Source organism: Rahnella selenatireducens, assembly GCF_046449555.1.
GTDB lineage: Bacteria > Pseudomonadota > Gammaproteobacteria > Enterobacterales > Enterobacteriaceae > Rahnella > Rahnella selenatireducens.
Genome location: NZ_JBKEZJ010000011.1, coordinates 147,265 through 167,208, shown reverse-complemented (window position 1 = coordinate 167,208; position 19,944 = coordinate 147,265). Strand labels below are relative to the sequence as shown.

Here is a 19,944-nt window from a genome sequence, read left to right as displayed (position 1 = left end):
TTTCTAAAGGGAATTTTCATGGACACACAGGCATCAGGTGCATGGTTCGGACAGGTTCTGGCTTCATTACCGGAAGAAAAGATTCGCTCTGCGATGAGCGAAACCCATCCAGACTGGGAATACATAGACAGTGAAATGGTCAAGCTGGGTTCACTGACGCATGGTCAGCTCGATATTGCAGAAATTCAGCAGAAAGCATTGAAATTACTGATGACTGAAAGCAAAGATTTCCGGCTGATGGTTCATCTTTTGCGCACATTGCAACATGGCGGAAAAGCGACAGAACTGCTTTTAGCTCTCCAACTCCTGGCAAGATATACCGAGCAATTTTGGTTGCATGCCTGGCCACAGAAAGCTGCTCATAAAAACCGTTTCGCACAACAAGTTCTTAAACGGTTTGAGACGGCAGCCATCAGCTTTGCCAGCGACGCCGATCGGACACAGCGTGATGCCATGCTGAGCGAATTTGCACATCTTGCACAACTCTGGAAGCAACAAGATAGCCTGTTACTTTCACAATCGGCAGATGAACTCGTCACTCTTTATCAGCGCCGGATTCAAGAACACGCCGCTGAAGCCACTGTCCGGCAGGAACGCCCTGCACCGGAAATGAGTGGCACCGGAGGCATCGAACAGACACAAAATCAACATCCTGTAGCGACGGTTAGCATCGAAACGCATGATGATAAATCCTGGCGGCAGACGCTGCTGAAAGTCGCCGATGTGCTTTGCGAACGTCATCCGCAAAGTACGACAGGTTACCGTCTGCGCCGTCACGCACTTTGGCAAAACATCACCACCGCACCTCAGGCAGAAAGCGGTGGTCGAACCTCACTGGCGGCATTCCCCGCCGATATGATGGCGGATTATCAGGCCCGGCTTCCTGCTGCCACTCCCGAGTTCTGGGAACAGGTCGAAAAAAGCCTGTTACTGGCGCCTTACTGGTTTGACGGGCATTGCCTCTCATCCCGTATCGCCTGTCAGTTGGGCTATGTGGAAACGGCTGCGGCGATCCGTGACGAACTGAATACTTTTATCGGCCGGATCCCTGCGTTGAGAAATTTGCAGTTCACCGATCACACCCCTTTCTTGTGCGAACAGACCCATAGCTGGCTTGAGGAAGATCACACCTCGAAAGCCATTTCGGGCGTATCTGCAACGCATGATGATGAAACCAATAATATCTGGCAGTGTTTTTCTGAGCAGGGGCTGACACCCGCCTTACAGCGGCTCGAACAGCTTCAGCAACAATCCTCCGGGCCACGCCAGCTTTTTTACCAGCAATTTCTCGGCGTCCAGCTTCTTGAAAAAGCCGGTCTGCAGGCATCCGCTCAACAGCAATACATCACTCTTCATCATGCTGCGCGACAGATTACATTGCCCGATTGGGAACCTGCGTTGCTCGAACAATTAAAAGTAAAAATCACGACGGAACAGTGAAGTAAAAAGGGAGTTTTAACGTGTTCAAAATATCAAAACCGGGTTTTCTCCGGGCATTAAAACCCACACTCAGGCCAGCAATGCCACGATTGAAGATCTCTGCGATGATCTTACTGATCATCGGCTGGGTGCTCTCATTAGTTTGGATCTGGTGGAAAGGCCCATCATGGACTCTCGGGGAACAACACCCTCTTGCACCACAGGCCAATCGCTGGCTGGCAACATCCGTTTGGGTGCTGATTGCGCTTGCCTGGCTGACATGGCGGATTGTGAAACGCCTCCAGCATCTCGAAGCCCTACAGCGGCAACAACGCCAGCATGAAAAAGATCCGCTGAGCCTGGAAATTCATCAGCAGCAACGTCATTTAGATCGCTGGTTATTGCGTTTGCAGCGCCATCTGGCAAAACGCAATTACCTCTATCAGCTTCCGTGGTACATGGTTATCGGCGTTTCAGGTAGCGGTAAAACGACGTTACTCCATGAAGGATATCCGTCAGACACCCTTTATATTCCTGAAAAAGTGCGTGGAGAAAATAATGCAACATGGCAGATTTCCCCGCGCGTTGGTGAGCATGCCATTACTTTTGATATTAATGGCAAGCTGATAGAACAACCTGCCAGCGGTCTGGATGAAGCCAATGTCTACAACAGGCTCTGGTCACACTGGTTGTTCTGGTTAAGCCAGAACCGCCCTCGCCAGCCTCTTAACGGTATTATCCTTTCTCTGGATTTGCCCGCATTACTGACGGCCAGCAAACACCAGCGCGAACATCAGATAACGATCTTGCGTCAGCGACTGCAGGATATCCGCCAGAATTTGCATTGCGAATTACCGGTTTATTTAGTCCTGACAAAACTGGATTTACTGTATGGTTTCGCTCCGCTGTTTCAACCACTGGACAAGCAACAGCGCGATTCCATTCTTGGGGTCACCTTCACCGACGGCTCCCATGAAAACGATCACTGGCGCGAAGAGTTACAGGTTTTCTGGCAAGAATGGATGCAACTTTTTAACCAGGCGCTTCCGGATTTATTACTCAGCCACGTGGAAAGCAGTCAGCGCAGTATGTTGTTCAGCTTCAATCGCCAGATGCAGGGAATCAATGAATATCTTGAATCTCTGATTGGCAGCCTGCTGGCGGGCGATAATATGTCCGTCATGTTGCGGGGGGTTTATCTCACATCCTCACTTCAGCGCGGGCAGGTTGACGATATATTTATTCAGTCTGCGGGTGCCCAATATCGCCTGGGTCAGACTGCACTTTCCTCCTGGCCAATTGTAGAAACTCAGCCTTACTTCACCCGCAATTTATTTCCGCAGGTATTACTGTCTGAACCCAATCTGGCCAGCGAAAACAGTGTCTGGCTCAACAAGAATCGCCGCAGACGGGCTCTGTTTACGGCCATCGGGGGTGCTGCCATCGTGGCTTGTATCACCGGCTGGCATCATTACTACAATTCCAACTATCACGCAGGCGTTACGGTACTGGCGCAGGCAAAATCGTTTATGGAAATCCCGCCGCCACAGGGCATTGATGAACTCGGTAATCTCCAGCTTCCGCTGCTTAACCCGATGCGTGATGCCACGCTGGCTTACGGTGATTATCGCGAACATAACGCGCTCACCAATATGGCGCTTTATCAGGGCGTGAAAATCGGACCTTACGTCGAGAGAACCTATCTCCAGCTCCTTGAGCAACGCTTCCTACCGGCGCTGCTGAATGGACTGATAAAAGACCTGAACGCCGCACCGCCCGGAAGTGAAAAAAAACTCGCCGTCTTGCGGGTGATCAGAATGCTGGAAGACAAAAGTGGCCGTGATAATAAAGTCGTCGAACAGTACATGTCGCAGCGCTGGAGCGAACATTTCCACGGCCAGCGCGGACTTCAGACACAGTTAATGTCCCATCTCGATTACGCACTTGACCACACTGACTGGCATGCACAACGGACCAACGGAGATAACGACGCCATAACCCGTTTTGTTCCTTACGATAAGCCGATCGCCGCCGCGCAGCGGGAACTCAGCAAACTCTCTATTTACCAGCGCGTCTATCAAAGCCTGAGATCCAAAGCGCAGGGGGTGCTCCCGGCAGATCTCAACCTGCGGGATCAGATCGGGCCGAGCTTCGATAAAGTCTTCGTGGCCAATAAAGAAGAAGATCTGGCGATCCCACAATTCCTCACCCGCTACGGACTGCAAAGCTATTTTGTGAAACAGCGCGACAGCCTGGTGGAACTCACCGCACTGGACAGCTGGGTGCTCAATATCACCAAGGATGTGACGTTCAGCGAAACGGATCGTGAAGAGATCCAGCGACACATCACCGAACAATACGTCAGTGATTACACCGCAACCTGGCAGGCGGGAATGAACAATCTGGATATCCGTGAGTACGAGGATATGCAGGCTGTCACTGATGCGCTGGAGCAAATCATCAGCGGTGATCAGCCGTTCTATCGTGCGCTGCAAACGCTGCGGGACAATACGCAGCTTCCTCCGCCGCCCGCCAATCTTCCGGACAAAGCGCGTGACGAAATGATGTCCTCGCTCGATTTCCAGCTACTGACGCGTTTGGGTCGTGAATTTGCCCCGGAAAACGGCGTACTCACTCAGACAAAAGACAAGGAAAGTACGCTGCAAACGGTCTATCAACAACTGACCGAACTTCACCGTTATCTGCTGGCAATCCAGAACTCACCGGTGCCCGGTAAATCTGCGCTTAAAGCCGTGCAGATGCGGCTTGATCAAAATAACAGCGATCCTATTTTCGCCACCCGCCAGATGGCGAAAACCCTGCCCGCACCGCTCAACCGCTGGGTCGGGAAGCTGGCGGATCAGGCCTGGCACGTCGTGATGATCGAAGCCGTACATTACATGGAAGTCGAATGGAACGACAAAGTCGTCAAAACGTTCAATGAGCAGCTGGCTGACCGGTATCCGTTTAATCCGGACGCCACGCAGGACGCATCACTCGACGCTTTCAATCGCTTCTTCAAACCCGACGGCATCCTCGACAGTTTCTACCAGCAGAACCTGAAGCTGTTTATCGAAAACAAACTCACCTGGGGTGAAGACGGCGACGTGCTGATCCGCCCGGACGTGCAGCAGCAGCTGGCAACCGCGCAAAAAATTCGCGAAACCTTCTTTACGCAGCAAAGCGCGCTCGGTACGCAATACGCGATCGAAACCACCGAACTTTCCTCTAATAAGCGCCGCAGCGTACTGAACATGGACGGGCAACTGCTCGATTACAGCCATGGCCGCAACTACACCGCGCACCTGGTCTGGCCCAACACCATGCGTGACGGTACCGAAAGCAAGCTCACGCTGGTCGGTAACGACAGTGGTTCACCACGCAGCATCAGCTTCAAAGGACCGTGGGCACAGTTCCGCCTGATTGATACCGGGAGCCTGACCAACGTGGACGACGGTTCATTTGACATTCGTTTCAGCGTCGACGGCGGTTACATGATTTACCGCGTGCACTTCGATACACAGGACAACCCGTTTACCGGCGGTCTTTTCAGCGAATTCTATCTGCCTGACACGTTGTATTAAAGGAATAACCCCGGCAGCCGTGCCGGGGTATTAAGGAAAAACCATGAGCGACGAAACACACATCATCAAACTGGGCGACGATCCGCGTTTTTTGCCGGAGTTCAACGCTATCCGAGAAGAGATCAACAAAACTAATCACCCTTCTCAGCCGGAAGTGAACTGGCGGCTGGTTGAATCGCTGGCGCTGACGTTGTTTAAAAGTAACGGGGTCGATCTACACACCGCCACGTATTACACGCTGGCGCGCACCAAAATTAATGGTCTGGCCGGATTTTGCGAAGGCTGCGAACTGCTCGCCGGGCTGATCACCGCCGAATGGGCGAACTTCTGGCCGCAGAACCATCAGGCACGCACTGACATGCTCGAATGGTTCAACACCCGCATCGGCAATATCCTGCGAAAAGATCCGTCTCTGGCACTCGGCGATACCCCGTTACTGTATCGCACCGAACGCACCTTGCAGCTCATCTGCGACAAACTTCAGCAGGTAGAACTCAGGCGCATTCCCCGGGTGGAAAACCTGCTTTATTTTATGCAAAACATCCGTAAACGCGCCGAAGCAGAACAGCTGGCCCACAGTGCACAGGCTCTGCAATATGCCTCGCCGACATTGGTTTATATGCCAGAACCGACCTCGCATTCTGACCCCGTCTATTCCCCGCTGCCTGGCCTGGAGCCGGCGGATCAGGCGCCAAAGGTCAAAGTGTATTTCACCGATTCAGAAAATAAAAAGCGCACGCCGCGAATGCCGGTCGCCTGCGGTTTTCTGGCGGGTCTCGCCTGCGCAGCAATAGTCTTCGGAGGATTTTGGTGGCAGCAGGTCACACCCATGCAGCAGCAAATTGCATGGGTTAACGACACCCCGCAGGGCGGCGCAGCGCTCTGGCTGACTTCACCCGAACTGAAAGAGTATCCACAGCGCCTGAACCGTTTACTGGATACGTCACCGCTGCAAGCGCTGGAAACCGGTGAGCACCTGACGAAAACTGCCGCCTCCGTCTGGCCAGAAAACGAGTTGCAACAGCAGGCGACCGCACGCTGGCATAACACCCTCAAACTGCGCGCCGGCAACAGCCCGCAACTGCGGGGTTATCGCCAGGTTCAGCAGGATTTACATGAATTCGCAGCCCTGCTGCTGCAACGGGAAAAAAGCAAAGAAGGCATCACTCTCTCTTATCTCAAAACCGTCGCCTATCAGGCCGAAACGTTATTGAATAGGGAAACACCGGTTGAAGCTTTATTAACCCAGCTCGAAGAGGCTAAAAAGCAGAATCAAAATACGCAGGCGTTAGAGAAACAAATAAATGAAAGAATTGACGCTTTCTCCAGCCGCTATCTGTTAATCAGGAATGTCGGTTTCCCGGATAATAACTCACTAAAAAATCCCCCTAACACTCATGACTAAACTAAAGGAATAACACCATGGCAAATCTTATTTACTTAACCCTCAACGGCCAAACCCAGGGATTGATTTCAGCAGGATGTTCATCGCTGGATTCAATAGGAAATAAAGCACAGATCGCGCATCTGGATCAGATAATGGTTTATGAGTTATCGCATATGATTGGCAGACAACAAAACGTTAATCATCAGCCGCTTGTAATCACAAAACCAGTAGATAAGTCATCACCTTTGTTGGGTAAGGCTATTTCCGAGAATGAGATACTCGTTTGTGACTTCAATATCTATCGGACGAATAAATTCGGAATTAATGAACAGTATTATAAAATGAAGCTTACAGGTGCAAGAATTAGCGATATCCACCTGATATTTCCTCATACAATAATCAATAACAACAGCCAACCGCAGGAAAGGATCTCGCTCTCATATGAAACCATTACATGGGAACACACCTCAGCCGGAACAAGCGCCTACAGTTTGTGGAAGGATAGAGTGATGTAATCGAAAAAATAAGAATGGTATTAAGTGGCTGGAATTTCCCAGCCACTTCAAGGGTTTTTAATTGATTATCTAACATCCAGGAATTAAACATGGCTATTGTTTTACATCGTCCTTATATCCATAACCTTTCTTCCAAGGGATAACCCCAGTCAAACCATAACATTTAGTTTTATCCTTTACGTAGTAAACACCTGAAAATATACTACTGGAGGCGCATGGATGATATGAAGAAAATGCAAGAGCCACGTTAATTACTGGCCCAATAAAAAATGATGGAACAAAAATAACTGCCGTAGCAATTGTAATACTCCTAAGCCCTCTTACTATTACTGGGTAAGCATGTCTATCATGAGTAAAAAAACAACTGATAAATAACAGCTCCATATATGTTAAAATTGGAATTATAGACAACAGAGGAAATGATCTCCAGTCGAAGAATATAACATCAGCCCCAAAAAACAACTCTAACACTCGCTTTCCACATATTTCAAAAATAAAAAACAACAAAAATGGAAGCGCTATTACAGTGACAATCAAATATAAGTAATTCTTTGTTTTTTCCGACATTTATAAAACCTATCTATATGAGTTTATAAACGAACTTCCATTTTTTAAATTCCACTCCTCAATCTTATTTCTTTCTTTAAACCCTTCCATTAAAATCAACTTAAGATTATCTGAAATATGATAATTTTCATCTAAGTAACTTAATCCAAAACTTATAACCAAGCCAACAACTATAGTTACACCAATTCCAACAGAGACAGGGGCAATCAAAGCAAGACCAGCAGCAGCGATTAATCTCGGTCCCAAATAAAATATTATTTTTTCCAAAAAAATAGATACAATGACTTTAGCTACATCCATCGTAATGTCACCAATAAAATCAATGGCGTTGTATTCATTTTTGAAAGCCACTTCAACACCGCGATATCCTAATGAAAACCAAATACAATATCTCACACCTCCCATAATCCATGCGTTGCGCCCTAACTTACCTATAGTAAGCTCCAACACTTGCGGATGATTAAAGCTATATCTGGTACCGTTCAAAATACTCCTAACACCTGAATAACCAGTGATTTTAAGATATTCAACGCCATCGATTATGAAAGGGACAGCCTTAATCCCGATTCCTTTAAAATTAAAAACTAACTTATCCAGTTCATTGACATATGATGTTAACTTGCTTACGCTTTTCATGCCATCAAACACATCTTTTAAATTACCCGCATAAGTCGCAACCGGGTCAATCTCGATAAGGAACTCATTTAGAATCGCATCTGCTTCATCAAGTGTTAGCAGCATCACATGTTTCGTATTTTTTTCAAATTCCTCGCCTAACTTCAAAGTATCAATTATGTACTCATGTTTTGGAATGAGTTGGTTAATCGGCACATTTCCACGCAGATAATCACCAAGATACCCAACTCCAGTTGAAGACTGTCTCAGTTCATCAGGTAACGTACCTACGCCAAGTTCGTTTTTCATTTAATGACATCCCTATTTTCCAACGACGAGACATCTATAATACTCTCAAACTATTTCCAATTTTTGATCTGCATTAGAATTATGAGAATGTAAAAATAAATTTCAGTTAGATATTTAATAGCTAATAACGCATTAATCAAATTAATGAATAGATCAAAATGCTATGTTAGAAAAATAACTATAAAAAGATAATAGGTCACATTAAATGTTAATGGCATAACAACAGGCAAACCAAAATTCCTCGCTTAGATCAGTTTTCATATCAGAACCAATTTTTTCTACATTTCCCGGCATGGATCCGCAAATCAGATACCGTGGGTTAAAGTTTATTTCGCTGGTCCAGAAAAAACACATTCTGCAAATGTCGTTAGCCTGCGGGAGTCTATGGTGGTGCCGTAGCAACAAATCGTTATCTACGGCACGCTGGCATAACACCCTCAAACTGCGCGCCGGCAACAGCCCGCAACTGCGGGGTTATCGCCAGGTTCAGCAGGATTTACATGAATTCGCAGCCCTGCTGCTGCAAAGGGAAAAAAGCAAAGAGGGCATCACGCTCTCTTATCTCAAAACCGTCGCCTATCAGGCTGAAACGTTGCTCAATCAGGAAACGCCGGTTGAAGCATTATTAACTCAGCTCGAAGAGGCTAAAAAGCAGAATCAAAATACGCAAACGTTAGAGAAACAAATAAATGAAAGAATTGACGCGTTATCCAGCCGCTATCTGTTCATCAGGAATGTCGGTTTCCCGGATAATAACTCACTAAACAATCCCCCTAACACTCATGACTAAACTAAAGGAATAACATCATGGCAAACCTTATTTACTTAACCCTCAATGGCCAAACCCAGGGATTGATTTCAGCAGGATGTTCATCACTGGATTCAATAGGAAATAAAGCCCAGATCGCGCATCTGGATCAGATAATGGTTTATGAGTTATCGCATATGATTGGTAGAGAACAGAACACTAGTCATCAGCCTGTAATCATCCAAAAACCTATAGATAAATCATCACCACTTCTGGGAAAGGCTATTTCCGAGAATGAATTATTAACCTGTATCTTTGATTTTTATCGCACAAATAGATTCGGTGTTAGTGAATTATATTACAAGATTAAGTTAACTGAAGCGTCTATCAAAAATATACGCTTACACAGTCCGAATTGTTGAGAGAAAGTGGTGGACAGCCTGTTGAAATCATTGGAATAATCTATAAATCAATAACATGGGAACATAGTCCTGGGGGGACTAGCGCTTATAGTTTCTGGGAAGACATAGTTTTTTAATAATTTCATATGATCATTAACATTTAGAATATCACATGGGAAATATTTGAGAACTACATACATACCAGTCATGAATAATTAGCCATTAATTATTCATGACTTATATTTTTACTTGAAAATTACAATCAAAAAACATAATCAATAAATGCTTGACCATCAGTGATTAACTACATACTTTCTTTACCGTTCTGCTAAGATGGAACTAACAAGATGCAAACACCAAAATACCTCATAAAAACTCGTGGTGATTTTAAGTATGCAAGCCTTTTACATACTATTTCTGATGTTGACTTTGACTTTGAAGCACTGGGCCAGGCGCTGGACTGTCAGCGCGATTACTATGGCGTCGGTATTTTATACTCTGAAGAAAAAAGAGAGTTTATAGTACGACAACCTACCAATGCAGCATCGGTAAAATATGTAATAGTGACTAAAGTTCCACATATCAATAAAGAAGTGGCCGCAGCAAGTCTTAAAAAGACTGTATCCTCTCCATCGTTAAGTAAAGAAATTACATCCGCAGCTTTATCCTGTGGGGGATTGTTATTAACTATCGGAGCAGCTGTAATAGGTACAGGGGCCATTCCTTTTACCGCAGGTGCAAGTTCGCCAATGGTTGCCCTCGCCTTTGCAGGCGCGATCGCGACAACAGCACAATGCATCAACGGCATCGTAAGAGTGGTAGATATTACTAAAAATGAAAGCGAAATAACCACCTGGCTCGACTCTCAGCAATGGTATCTGACAACATCCTGCATATTGGATGTCATATCCCTAGCTTCCGCGGGAGGTGCGCTGAAAGATGTACTAATTACCTACCGAACGATGAGAGCCACGTCTTCGCTAAAGGTAAGTCAATGGTTGAGATCTCTTCCGAGGCGGATCGTGCCAGAATTACTGAACACATCATGCGAACACAAAATCCAGGAATATCTAACAAAGTAATTAAATCTTTTATTGCTATCGGTAAATACCCTAAACGTTTTCCTACAGAAGGGCTTCAGAAGACGCTGCAAGTTCAGTTATTAAATAGTTTAAACAGTATGGTTGCTTTTTCTGGTAGTGCGATTGGCGGTATTTTAAACACCCCTAGAAGCATTTTGGACTCAGGTGAATATGTTGTGGGCATGTTGCAATCTATAGAGGTTTTTGAATGAAGCATATTATAGGGTCATCTTTTTATAATCTATTACAGTATGGCAATGAAATTGATTCGTATATTAAAAAAAATGATATGACATCAATTGAATACAGAGTGGAAACTAATCTAACCAAATATATATCAGTTTTGTATTTTCAAAAAAACTTTATGACACTTTCCGTCGCTTTGTTTTTGATGATGATTTCATGGCTGTTTATTCTCTTTACATCTCTACAAGGAATAAATACAAAAGAATCACCAGGACTTTACTATGGCCTATACATGGCATTTGCCATGATTTATGGATTCATATATATAATCTCAGTTTTCCTACTGGCAAGAGGGATAGCCGTTGGGCTAAAAATGATTTACTACACTTTTAACTTTCTTGTAATTATAGCTGGTTTTTTTTCATTATTTTATCTATACGATTTTTTATATTCTGAAACAACCACGACCTCCGATATTGTTTTCTTCATTTTAATAACAACACCTCTCTATCCAGCACGATTAATTTTAAATTCAAAATTAATTAAAAAAGCATTAGTATGGACTATCAATGAACGAGCAAGGAAAGCTTACTTAAAACTGGTTATTAATAATTATCAAAGCCCTAGAAAAAAAAGAAAGCTCAGGGTTGGATAAATGTTTCCTTATGAAATAATCTATAAAAATCACTTTGATTTTTATAGATGTTAACATTATATCATTTCAATATAAAAATATAAGTTCATTAATGGAAAATAAAATGGATTTTAAAATCTCGATTATGATTCTTACCACTACTGTTATTACCTCATTTTATTCACAGGCAGATGAAATGCAGGATCCTTCCATTTCACTGGTCAAAAAAAATGTTGAGCACGAGAATTTGGTCTCTGATATTCATTGTGTAGATTACTCCCTGACGAAAAATATTGAACAAGGAGTAGATTTGGTAAATATATTAAAAAAACATGGCGGAAAATGTGGGGGAGATCCACAAGCTCAGCATCATATATTTAGTGTTTATGTTGATCAAAAAACTCATGAAATGGCGAGTGACAAAGATGATATGTCTGGGGATGGTAATCTTACCCCCCTATCACCAACCATTGAGAAATAATTACCAATAAAAAAGGCCACCGTCTCCGGCAGCCTTTTATCTTTTACTCGAATTTTACGATTCGATTAATGACGTTTCCCGTCATCATCTTCATCGACGAAATCTTCGTCTTCGCCTTCCTCACCTTCTTCGTCGTCATCGCCTTCGAAGTAAGTGCCCCAGCCGTCGTAGTTGACGCCGTTGGCTTCGGCCAGATTCATCAGCTGTTCAACCTGAGCGTCGATCAGTTCCGCTTTCAGCGCGATTTCGCTGATGACGTCGCAACACATCAGTACAGAACCGTCTTCGACTTCTAACTCTTCAGGGTCAGTGACTTCGTAACCCAGCTTAAAAGCTTCAACGGCCGCTTTCTCCAGAACTTCGAACTTCTCTGAAGATAAATGATGTTCAATGGTGTAAAGCGCGTCAGGATCGCTGCCATCGTCCAGCAGCTCTTCGATGATTAAGCGAGTCTCTTCACGTTGTTCGTCCAGCAATTCACGGTTTGCCATATCTCAGTCCTCAATCAATGTGACGTTTGACCGCTATTTTCACACACCACAGGGCGCGCCTCCACTATAAACGACAAAGTTTTTGCTTCGGGGTTGTAATTGCATATTCATACAGTTAAATTGAATTTAAATTCAATCCGAAATGCTAACGCGCTATGGAGCGACATCATGAGTTTGTTGAGTAAACGTCATTTTCTCAGGTTACTGGATTTTACCCCGTCAGAGATTTCGTCCCTGCTGAAACTCTCCGCAGAATTAAAAGCCGCTAAGAAAAACGGCACCGAGAAGACCAGCCTGCAAGGCAAAAATATCGCGCTCATCTTCGAAAAAGACTCAACACGCACCCGATGCTCTTTCGAAGTTGCCGCATACGATCAGGGGGCGAAAGTCACCTATCTCGGCCCAAGCGGCAGCCAGATTGGCCATAAAGAATCCATGAAAGATACCGCCCGTGTGCTTGGCCGGATGTATGACGGTATTCAGTATCGTGGTTACGGTCAGGATAAAGTGGAAATACTGGCGCAATATGCCGGTGTCCCGGTCTGGAACGGTCTGACCAACGAATTCCATCCAACGCAGTTGCTGGCGGATTTACTCACAATGCAGGAGCATCTGCCGGGAAAATCGCTGAAAGGCATGCGTCTGGCCTATCTGGGCGATACCCGTAATAACATGGGGAACTCGCTACTGGAAGCGGCGGCTCTGTGCGGGCTTGATTTGCGCCTGGTTGCACCTTCCGCCTGCTGGCCGGAAGCCGAACTGGTCGCCACCTGTGAACATCTGGCAAAAGAAAATGGCGGCAGCATAACGTTGACAGAAGATATCGCAGCTGGCGTGAAGGATGCCGATTTCCTGTATACCGACGTTTGGGTATCGATGGGCGAGCCGAAAGAAGCCTGGAAAGAACGTATTAATCTGCTGCGCGCGTATCAGGTTAACAGCGCGATGCTGGCGCTGACCGGCAATCCGAAAGTTAAATTCCTGCACTGTCTGCCCGCATTTCATGATGACCAGACCACTCTCGGCAAGCAAATGGCGGAAGAATATGGCCTGCACGGCGGCATGGAAGTCACCGACGAAGTGTTCGAATCAAGCCACAGCGTGGTCTTCGATCAGGCTGAAAACCGCCTGCACACCATCAAAGCCGTGATGGTCGCCACCCTCGGCAACGTCTGATTTTATCCGGCATCATTTTGCGACAACGTAAAGTGATGCCGTTTTATTCCCCCGGAATCCTCTGCTATATCGCCCTTTCGCTGCCCGCGCCCCATATTTTCAACTAACCTTTTCAGAGCGCTGTTATTTTTCATACAAAAGAATGCTGCAAGAAGGAACCGCTATGAGCTCAGTTAATCTTGAGTATGTCCTGCGGCTGGAAAGTCTTTTAAGCCGGATTTACCCCAGAGAACACATTGCTGATCTGCTGAAAAAGATCCTGCATCTTGCTGAAAAATGGAATTACGGCAAACACCGCACGACAAGTTGGGTCGATGGCACCAATATTTATCTGATCACCTACGGCGACAACATTCGTCACGGAGACCAACCGCCGCTGGCGACCTTAAACCATTTCGCCAATACCTATCTGCGCGAGATCGTCAGCGACATCCACATTCTGCCGATGTATCCTTACAGCTCGGACGACGGTTTTAGCGTTATTGATTACCGCCGGATCGACGAACATCTCGGCGGCTGGTCCGACATTCATCACCTTTCGGGTCATTTCAACCTGATGTTCGACTGCGTGATAAACCACATCTCACGCTCCAGCGAATGGATGAAGGGCTATCTGCATGACGATCCGTATTACAAAGATTACTTTATTGCCTCGAATCCCGAGCTGGATTACAGCCGCGTAGTACGTCCGCGTGCCTCGCCGCTGCTGACGCCATTTATCAAAGCCGACGGCACCGAGCTGTATCTGTGGACCACGTTCAGTGAAGATCAGGTGGATATCAATTTCAAAAACCCGCAGGTTCTGCTGGAGAGCATCGACGTACTGTTGCAATACGCGGCCAGCGGCGGGCAATCCATTCGCCTCGACGCCATCGGGTATATCTGGAAGGAAGTGGGCACGCGCTGCATTCATATGCCGCAGGCACACAACATTATTAAAGTCTGGCGAACGATCCTCGACGAAGTGATCCCCGGCACGCGGCTCATTACAGAAACCAACGTGCCGCATCACGAAAACATCAGTTATTTCGGTGAAGGTGATGAAGCGCATATGGTGTATCAGTTTCCGCTGCCGCCTCTGACGCTTCATGCATTTTTACGTCAGGACACCACGACGCTGACCCAATGGGCGCAAAGCCTGAACGCAGAAGCGCGTTACCCGGACACCACCTATTTCAACTTTCTGGCGAGTCACGACGGTATTGGTCTGCGGCCGACGGAAACCTTTCTCAGCGATGATGAGCGTAAATACATGGCGCAGGAAACGCTGCGCAAAGAAGGCCGCGTCTCGTATAAAGACAATGGGGACGGTACACATTCACCCTATGAACTGAATATTAATTACCTGAGCGCGCTGACCGAACCGGAAGATGATGTTGACCTGAAAGCCCGTAAGTTCCTGGCGGCGCAGGCATTGTTGCTGTCGTTTATCGGCGTGCCAGCCATTTACATCCACAGCCTGCTCGGCAGCGAGAACGATCTCGACGGTATGCACCAGTCCGGGATCAACCGCCGAATCAACCGTAAAAAGCTGGAACTGGGCACGCTGGAGGCTGAACTTGAGAAGAAAGACAGCCTGCGCTCCCGCGTGTTTTACGGCTTAGAGGAACTGATTAAACACCGCCGCGCGCATCCGGCGTTTTCGCCGCAGGCTGGCCAGCGCGTGTTTGATCTGGGCAAATCGTTATTCGCCATGGAACGTTATGATCCTAAGAGCGAAGATCGGATCACCTGCGTGTTTAACATCAGCGATCATTCTCAAATGCTGAAACTGGCGGTGGAAGGTAAAGATCTGATTGGCGGAGAAGTATTTAACGGCCAGATTCGGCTCCAGCCGTGGCAGGTAGTGTGGATCAAACACAAACTCAAAGCGCCAGAACGTCTGGGCAGGCTGCGTCGCTGGCGGATGAAATTGTTTAAACGAAAAAAGCGTTAAACAGGCAATGCGTCAAACAGACAGCGTATTGACGTCCATTTTGACGACCGCTTTGCGCACGTTGGCCGGTTCGCCGACGGCGCACAGCGGTTTATGCACTTCGCCCGGATAAAACACCACAAAATCACCGGACTGCATAACCATGGTTTTTTCCTGCTCGCCGGCAGCCAGAAACGCGATATCTTTGTCCTCCAGCCAGTCGGTATCAATGTTGCCCGCCGGAAGATTGCTGAACGTCATTCCTTCCGTTCCGTTGAGGATAATCTGGATGTCCAGATAACGGGCATGGAACTCCGCGCGGCGCTCTGCCTGAGGCGCCGTTGAATCGTTAGAGATCAGAACAAAAGCGTCGTTTCCGCGAATATCGTGTTTACCCAGCGGTGTTTCCCCCGAGATATTTTTCTTCACATACTCAATGGCTTCGCGCAGTTCCGCGGGAAGGTAAGGCACTAAATGCAGTTGATGGATGTTTCCGGTGATCATAATAACCTCGAGAGAGTGATTCATTAGTGAAACGTTGTTTCATAAATACTAATCCTCTTTATGTCCGGGTGGCTACCTTTCAGATCAAGATTTTCCTTCTCCGTCAAAATATTCTCTCTCCGGTTTTATGCGAACCTCAGAAAAATGGTTATGCACACTGATTGCATAGAACGCATCGCACACAGCTAATGGCTGCGTCCAGATAACTGGTCTGAAACGCTATTTTCAAAAACTCTTCTGCGGGTCACAAAACGATAAACAGGATAAATTGCTTAAAAACACCATAATTATTTATGTTATTCCCCTCTATTAGGATTTTTATTCAAACAAATCCCATTCCTATGCGAAAATAAATTTAAATCCATTAATTTCAATGCATTACAACTGAACAGATATTACACCAACCAGTCATTTCACTTACTGGGAAAATAATTAATCCGCTCAGGCGTTATTTATTCATAACTGATTACTGACTAATAAAACAAACAATGACTGTCATCAATTAATTATCACTTCATGGCATTCATTTATTTTGATGCGACCAAAATCACATCTTAAATGCTTCAGCAGAATATTATTCATTTCGTTCCAGACGAGACGAACCTCCGGTTGAATAAAATTAATTATTCACCAGTAATTCTTTTTGTCTGAAATATTCATCAGGTTACTTTTTTTCACAAAAAGGAATAAATATGAAAAGGCATTATGTTGGTTCTGAAATAGGTCAGCTACGCAGCGTGATGCTGCATCGACCTAATTTAAGCTTGCAGCGCTTAACTCCTTCGAATTGCCAGGAACTCTTATTTGATGACGTGCTTTCCGTTGAGAGAGCCGGTAAAGAACATGATTTTTTTAGCCAGACCTTGCGCCAGCAAGGGGTGGAAGTTCTGCTTCTGACCGACTTACTGACCGAGACGCTGGATAACCATGAGGCCAAAGACTGGCTGCTGAATATGCAGATCTCCGACTATCGCCTGGGGCCACAGTTCGCCGCAGAAATACGTGGCTGGTTGGCCGACCAGCCACACCGGCAAACGGCGCGTTTTATGAGCGGCGGATTAACGTATAACGAAATCCCCTCAACGATTCATAATATGGTCGTTGATACTCACGCGGCGAATGACTTCATTATTAAGCCACTGCCGAATCACTTATTCACCCGCGACACTTCCTGCTGGATATATAACGGCGTTTCCGTCAACCCGATGGCCAAGGCGGCGAGAAAACGTGAAACCAATAATCTGCGCGCCATATATCGCTGGCATCCGTTATTCAGCGATAACGAATTTATTACTTATTTTGGTGATGATGATTTCAATTATGACCACGCCACGCTGGAAGGCGGCGATGTACTGGTCATAGGTCGCGGCGCAGTATTAATCGGGATGTCAGAAAGAACCACGCCACAAGGCGTTGAGTTCCTCGCCCGCTCGCTATTTAAACATCAGCAGGCGACCAAAGTTATCGCGCTGGAATTACCGAAACACCGCGCCTGCATGCATCTCGACACCGTCATGACTCACATCGATATTGACACTTTCTCGGTTTATCCCGAAGTCGTGCGCGACACCACACAGTGCTGGACGCTGACTGATGACGGTCGCGGAGGCCTGCGCCGTCAGGAGGAGCCGCATTTCCTGAAAGCCATCGAAAAAGCACTGGGGCTGGATGAAGTGAAGCTGATCACCACCGGTGGTGACAGTTTTGAAGCCGAACGCGAACAGTGGAATGACGCCAACAACGTATTGACCGTACGTCCAGGCGTCGTGATTGGCTATGAGCGCAATACGTGGACCAACGAAAAATACGACAAAGCCGGGATCACCGTGTTGCCCATTCCCGGAGACGAACTGGGGCGTGGCCGCGGCGGCGCTCGCTGCATGAGTTGCCCGCTTGAACGCGACGGCATCTGAATACAAACACCGGGAAAAATACCATGACAAAACCCACACTGGTCGTCGCACTGGGCGGCAACGCATTGCTGCGTCGCGGCGAACCTTTGGAAGCCAGTATTCAGCGGAATAATATCCAGCAGGCGGCAGAAACCCTCAGTGCGCTGTGCCAGCAATGGCGTGTTGTGCTGGTTCATGGCAACGGACCGCAGGTCGGATTACTGGCGCTGCAAAACAGTGCTTATACCGCTGTTTCACCGTATCCGCTGGATATATTGGTCGCCCAGACGCAGGGAATGATCGGTTATCTCCTGCAACAGGCATTGAAAAATTGCCTGCCGGAAATCCGCGTTTGCACGCTGCTCACACAGGTGGAAATCAGCCCGCTTGATCCGGCTTTTAATCATCCAACGAAATATATTGGCCCGGTTTACACCCGCGAACAATCTGCTGCGCTGGCCGCAGAGAAAGGCTGGGCGATGAAAGCCGACGGGCAGCATTTCCGCCGCGTCGTAGCCTCTCCGCAACCGCTGAGCATTATCGAAACCGACGCGATCAACACCCTGCTCAAAGACGGGCATCTGGTGATTTGCAACGGCGGGGGCGGTGTTCCCGTTTGCAAAACCGCTGACCGGCTGGAAGGCGCAGAGGCGGTCATTGATAAAGATCTCTCCGCCGCCCTGCTCGCCCGGCAATTGCACGCCGATGCGCTCCTGATCCTCACCGATGCTGATGCGGTTTACCTCGACTGGGGAAAGCCGACACAACGCCCGCTTCACCAAACCACCACGCGCGATCTGGCCGGAATGACCTTCGATGCCGGGTCAATGGGTCCGAAAATCACCGCAGCCTGCCAGTTTGTCGATGCCTGCCACGGGCTGGCCGGAATCGGCGCACTGACCGATGGCGAAGCGATCCTCGCTGGCCTGAAAGGCACTTGTATTCGTGCGTCGTAATGACTTCATAAAAGGAATAACTCCATGCATAACACCTTAAAAAATCGTCATTTTCTTAAGCTTCTGGATTTGACCCCTGAAGAAATCCAGCAACTGATTAATCTCGCTTTTACCCTGAAAACGTACAAAAACAGTGGCCGGGAACAGCAACAGTTACTCGGCAAGAATATCGCGCTGATTTTCGAAAAAACGTCCACGCGAACCCGTTGCGCGTTTGAAGTAGCGGCCTTCGATCAGGGAGCAAAAGTGACGTATCTCGGCCCGAGCGGTAGCCAGATCGGTCATAAAGAGTCGATGAAAGACACCGCCCGCGTGCTGGGCCGGATGTACGATGGCATTGAATACCGGGGTTTTGCGCAAAGGATTGTTGAAGAGTTGGCCGAGTTTTCCGGCGTCCCGGTCTGGAACGGGCTGACGGATGAATTCCATCCCACACAGATTCTCGCAGACCTGATGACCATGCTCGAACACGCGCCGGGAAAACAACTCGACGAATTAAGCTTTGCCTATCTCGGCGATGCGCGAAACAACATGGGCAATTCGCTGATGGTCGGTGCCGCCAAAATGGGCATGGACATTCGCCTGGTTGCACCGAAATCCTTCTGGCCAGAAGCCGCGCTGGTCAGCCAGTGCCGGAAAATCGCCGAAACCACCGGTGCCCGCATTTTGCTGACTGAACACGTCGATGAAGGCGTGAAAGGCGTGGATTTCCTCTATACCGATGTCTGGGTTTCGATGGGCGAAGCCAAATCTGCCTGGGCGGAACGCATCAGCCTGATGACGCCGTATCAGGTCAACGCCGCAGTCATCAAGGCCACCGGCAATCCTGATGTGAAATTCATGCACTGTCTGCCGGCGTTTCACAACGAAGAAACCACCCTCGGAAAAGAGCTGGAAATCGCCTATGGCATGAAAGGGCTGGAAGTGACGGATGACGTTTTCGAGTCGGCACATTCCATTGTGTTCGATGAGGCCGAGAACCGTATGCACACCATAAAAGCGGTCATGGTGGCCACTCTGGGCGATGCCTGAATTTTTTGCGTGAAGGCCGCCTGAGGTCTTCACGCCTTTTTAAGGATTAT

18 protein-coding genes and 1 pseudogene are annotated in these 19,944 nt (G+C 47.3%); 15 read left to right on the top strand and 4 right to left on the bottom strand.

From position 1 onward, the window contains the following. The first annotated feature begins 12 nt into the window (after positions 1-12). From tssA to ACLBVC_RS18185, 4 genes are read left to right on the top strand one after another with little or no spacing between them, the layout of a single operon-like run. A complete protein-coding gene (gene tssA, locus ACLBVC_RS18200; RefSeq protein ID WP_458351917.1) occupies positions 13-1,440 on the top strand; it encodes a type VI secretion system protein TssA in 1,428 nt (475 codons plus the stop codon). A 20-nt stretch (positions 1,441-1,460) separates the two neighbouring features. Continuing rightward, positions 1,461-5,003 (top strand): type VI secretion system membrane subunit TssM, encoded by a 3,543-nt coding sequence (gene tssM, locus ACLBVC_RS18195; RefSeq protein WP_410150777.1) that lies wholly within the window; start codon positions 1,461-1,463, stop codon positions 5,001-5,003. 43 nt (positions 5,004-5,046) lie between these two features. Next, positions 5,047-6,408: a VasL domain-containing protein gene (locus tag ACLBVC_RS18190; RefSeq protein WP_410150776.1), complete on the top strand. Its 1,362-nt coding sequence runs from the start codon at positions 5,047-5,049 to the stop codon at positions 6,406-6,408. Between the two features lie 17 nt (positions 6,409-6,425). Further along, positions 6,426-6,905 carry an Hcp family type VI secretion system effector gene (locus ACLBVC_RS18185; RefSeq protein WP_410150775.1) on the top strand — a complete coding sequence of 160 codons (480 nt, stop codon included), beginning with the start codon at positions 6,426-6,428 and terminating at the stop codon, positions 6,903-6,905. 93 nt (positions 6,906-6,998) lie between these two features. Here the strand turns inward: ACLBVC_RS18185 and ACLBVC_RS18180 are convergent, their stop codons facing one another. Both ACLBVC_RS18180 and ACLBVC_RS18175 read right to left on the bottom strand, forming a co-directional pair. Further along, entirely contained in the window at positions 6,999-7,472 is a 474-nt protein-coding gene (locus tag ACLBVC_RS18180) for a DUF1240 domain-containing protein (protein ID WP_410150774.1), read from the bottom strand. Between the two features lie 9 nt (positions 7,473-7,481). Continuing rightward, positions 7,482-8,396 (bottom strand): hypothetical protein, encoded by a 915-nt coding sequence (locus tag ACLBVC_RS18175; RefSeq protein ID WP_410150773.1) that lies wholly within the window; start codon positions 8,394-8,396, stop codon positions 7,482-7,484. Positions 8,397-8,757: 361 nt separating this feature from the next. Between ACLBVC_RS18175 and ACLBVC_RS18170 the strand changes: the two genes are divergently transcribed. The 6 genes and pseudogenes from ACLBVC_RS18170 to ACLBVC_RS18145 all read left to right on the top strand — a co-directional run bounded on the left by ACLBVC_RS18170 (position 8,758) and on the right by ACLBVC_RS18145 (position 11,928). Continuing rightward, entirely contained in the window at positions 8,758-9,186 is a 429-nt protein-coding gene (locus ACLBVC_RS18170) for a VasL domain-containing protein (protein WP_410150772.1), read from the top strand. 17 nt (positions 9,187-9,203) lie between these two features. After that, positions 9,204-9,682 (top strand): annotated as a pseudogene (locus tag ACLBVC_RS18165) (Hcp family type VI secretion system effector). 210 nt (positions 9,683-9,892) lie between these two features. Then, entirely contained in the window at positions 9,893-10,627 is a 735-nt protein-coding gene (locus tag ACLBVC_RS18160) for a hypothetical protein (RefSeq protein ID WP_410150771.1), read from the top strand. Continuing rightward, positions 10,591-10,839 (top strand): hypothetical protein, encoded by a 249-nt coding sequence (locus tag ACLBVC_RS18155; protein ID WP_410150770.1) that lies wholly within the window; start codon positions 10,591-10,593, stop codon positions 10,837-10,839. Before ACLBVC_RS18160 ends, ACLBVC_RS18155 begins: the two co-directional genes overlap by 37 nt. Continuing rightward, positions 10,836-11,468, top strand: a complete 633-nt coding sequence (locus ACLBVC_RS18150; protein ID WP_410150769.1) for a hypothetical protein — start codon at positions 10,836-10,838, stop codon at positions 11,466-11,468. The genes ACLBVC_RS18155 and ACLBVC_RS18150 overlap by 4 nt, the downstream gene beginning before the upstream one ends. A 103-nt stretch (positions 11,469-11,571) precedes the next feature. Continuing rightward, complete coding sequence (locus ACLBVC_RS18145; RefSeq protein WP_410150768.1) at positions 11,572-11,928, top strand: hypothetical protein; 357 nt, start codon at positions 11,572-11,574, stop codon at positions 11,926-11,928. Between the two features lie 65 nt (positions 11,929-11,993). On the opposite strand, the gene rraB is transcribed toward ACLBVC_RS18145, so the two are convergent. Continuing rightward, positions 11,994-12,419: a ribonuclease E inhibitor RraB gene (rraB, locus tag ACLBVC_RS18140; RefSeq protein ID WP_104924309.1), complete on the bottom strand. Its 426-nt coding sequence runs from the start codon at positions 12,417-12,419 to the stop codon at positions 11,994-11,996. A gap of 168 nt (positions 12,420-12,587) precedes the next feature. On the opposite strand from rraB, the gene argF (ACLBVC_RS18135) reads away from it, so the two are divergent. After that, the gene (gene argF, locus ACLBVC_RS18135) at positions 12,588-13,595 is read left to right on the top strand and encodes an ornithine carbamoyltransferase (protein ID WP_410150767.1); all 1,008 of its coding nucleotides are present in this window, start codon (positions 12,588-12,590) and stop codon (positions 13,593-13,595) included. A gap of 163 nt (positions 13,596-13,758) precedes the next feature. Next, positions 13,759-15,531, top strand: a complete 1,773-nt coding sequence (locus ACLBVC_RS18130; protein ID WP_410150766.1) for an alpha-amylase family glycosyl hydrolase — start codon at positions 13,759-13,761, stop codon at positions 15,529-15,531. A gap of 12 nt (positions 15,532-15,543) precedes the next feature. Here the strand turns inward: ACLBVC_RS18130 and ACLBVC_RS18125 are convergent, their stop codons facing one another. Beyond that, positions 15,544-16,014 carry a YhcH/YjgK/YiaL family protein gene (locus tag ACLBVC_RS18125; RefSeq protein WP_410150765.1) on the bottom strand — a complete coding sequence of 157 codons (471 nt, stop codon included), beginning with the start codon at positions 16,012-16,014 and terminating at the stop codon, positions 15,544-15,546. A gap of 692 nt (positions 16,015-16,706) precedes the next feature. Between ACLBVC_RS18125 and arcA the strand changes: the two genes are divergently transcribed. The 3 genes from arcA to argF (ACLBVC_RS18110) are packed head-to-tail and all read left to right on the top strand — an operon-like array spanning position 16,707 to position 19,894. Continuing rightward, complete coding sequence (gene arcA, locus ACLBVC_RS18120; RefSeq protein ID WP_410150764.1) at positions 16,707-17,927, top strand: arginine deiminase; 1,221 nt, start codon at positions 16,707-16,709, stop codon at positions 17,925-17,927. A 23-nt stretch (positions 17,928-17,950) separates the two neighbouring features. Then, complete coding sequence (arcC, locus tag ACLBVC_RS18115) at positions 17,951-18,862, top strand: carbamate kinase (protein WP_410150763.1); 912 nt, start codon at positions 17,951-17,953, stop codon at positions 18,860-18,862. A 24-nt stretch (positions 18,863-18,886) separates the two neighbouring features. Then, positions 18,887-19,894 (top strand): ornithine carbamoyltransferase, encoded by a 1,008-nt coding sequence (gene argF / locus ACLBVC_RS18110; protein WP_410150762.1) that lies wholly within the window; start codon positions 18,887-18,889, stop codon positions 19,892-19,894. The last annotated feature ends 50 nt before the right edge of the window (positions 19,895-19,944 follow it).

What these genes read in the sequence shown, in the direction of transcription:
- ACLBVC_RS18150 (WP_410150769.1), top strand. Translation starts at nt 10,836, where the DNA reads ATGAAGCATATTATAGGGTCATCTTTTTATAATCTATTACAGTATGGC.
- argF (WP_410150767.1), top strand. Translation starts at nt 12,588, where the DNA reads ATGAGTTTGTTGAGTAAACGTCATTTTCTCAGGTTACTGGATTTTACC.
- ACLBVC_RS18130 (WP_410150766.1), top strand. Translation starts at nt 13,759, where the DNA reads ATGAGCTCAGTTAATCTTGAGTATGTCCTGCGGCTGGAAAGTCTTTTA.
- ACLBVC_RS18160 (WP_410150771.1), top strand. Translation starts at nt 9,893, where the DNA reads ATGCAAACACCAAAATACCTCATAAAAACTCGTGGTGATTTTAAGTAT.
- arcA (WP_410150764.1), top strand. Translation starts at nt 16,707, where the DNA reads ATGAAAAGGCATTATGTTGGTTCTGAAATAGGTCAGCTACGCAGCGTG.
- ACLBVC_RS18125 (WP_410150765.1), bottom strand. Translation starts at nt 16,014, where the DNA reads ATGATCACCGGAAACATCCATCAACTGCATTTAGTGCCTTACCTTCCC.
- ACLBVC_RS18145 (WP_410150768.1), top strand. Translation starts at nt 11,572, where the DNA reads ATGGATTTTAAAATCTCGATTATGATTCTTACCACTACTGTTATTACC.
- arcC (WP_410150763.1), top strand. Translation starts at nt 17,951, where the DNA reads ATGACAAAACCCACACTGGTCGTCGCACTGGGCGGCAACGCATTGCTG.
- ACLBVC_RS18175 (WP_410150773.1), bottom strand. Translation starts at nt 8,396, where the DNA reads ATGAAAAACGAACTTGGCGTAGGTACGTTACCTGATGAACTGAGACAG.
- argF (WP_410150762.1), top strand. Translation starts at nt 18,887, where the DNA reads ATGCATAACACCTTAAAAAATCGTCATTTTCTTAAGCTTCTGGATTTG.
- ACLBVC_RS18190 (WP_410150776.1), top strand. Translation starts at nt 5,047, where the DNA reads ATGAGCGACGAAACACACATCATCAAACTGGGCGACGATCCGCGTTTT.
- ACLBVC_RS18180 (WP_410150774.1), bottom strand. Translation starts at nt 7,472, where the DNA reads ATGTCGGAAAAAACAAAGAATTACTTATATTTGATTGTCACTGTAATA.
- ACLBVC_RS18170 (WP_410150772.1), top strand. Translation starts at nt 8,758, where the DNA reads ATGTCGTTAGCCTGCGGGAGTCTATGGTGGTGCCGTAGCAACAAATCG.
- rraB (WP_104924309.1), bottom strand. Translation starts at nt 12,419, where the DNA reads ATGGCAAACCGTGAATTGCTGGACGAACAACGTGAAGAGACTCGCTTA.
- ACLBVC_RS18185 (WP_410150775.1), top strand. Translation starts at nt 6,426, where the DNA reads ATGGCAAATCTTATTTACTTAACCCTCAACGGCCAAACCCAGGGATTG.
- ACLBVC_RS18155 (WP_410150770.1), top strand. Translation starts at nt 10,591, where the DNA reads ATGCGAACACAAAATCCAGGAATATCTAACAAAGTAATTAAATCTTTT.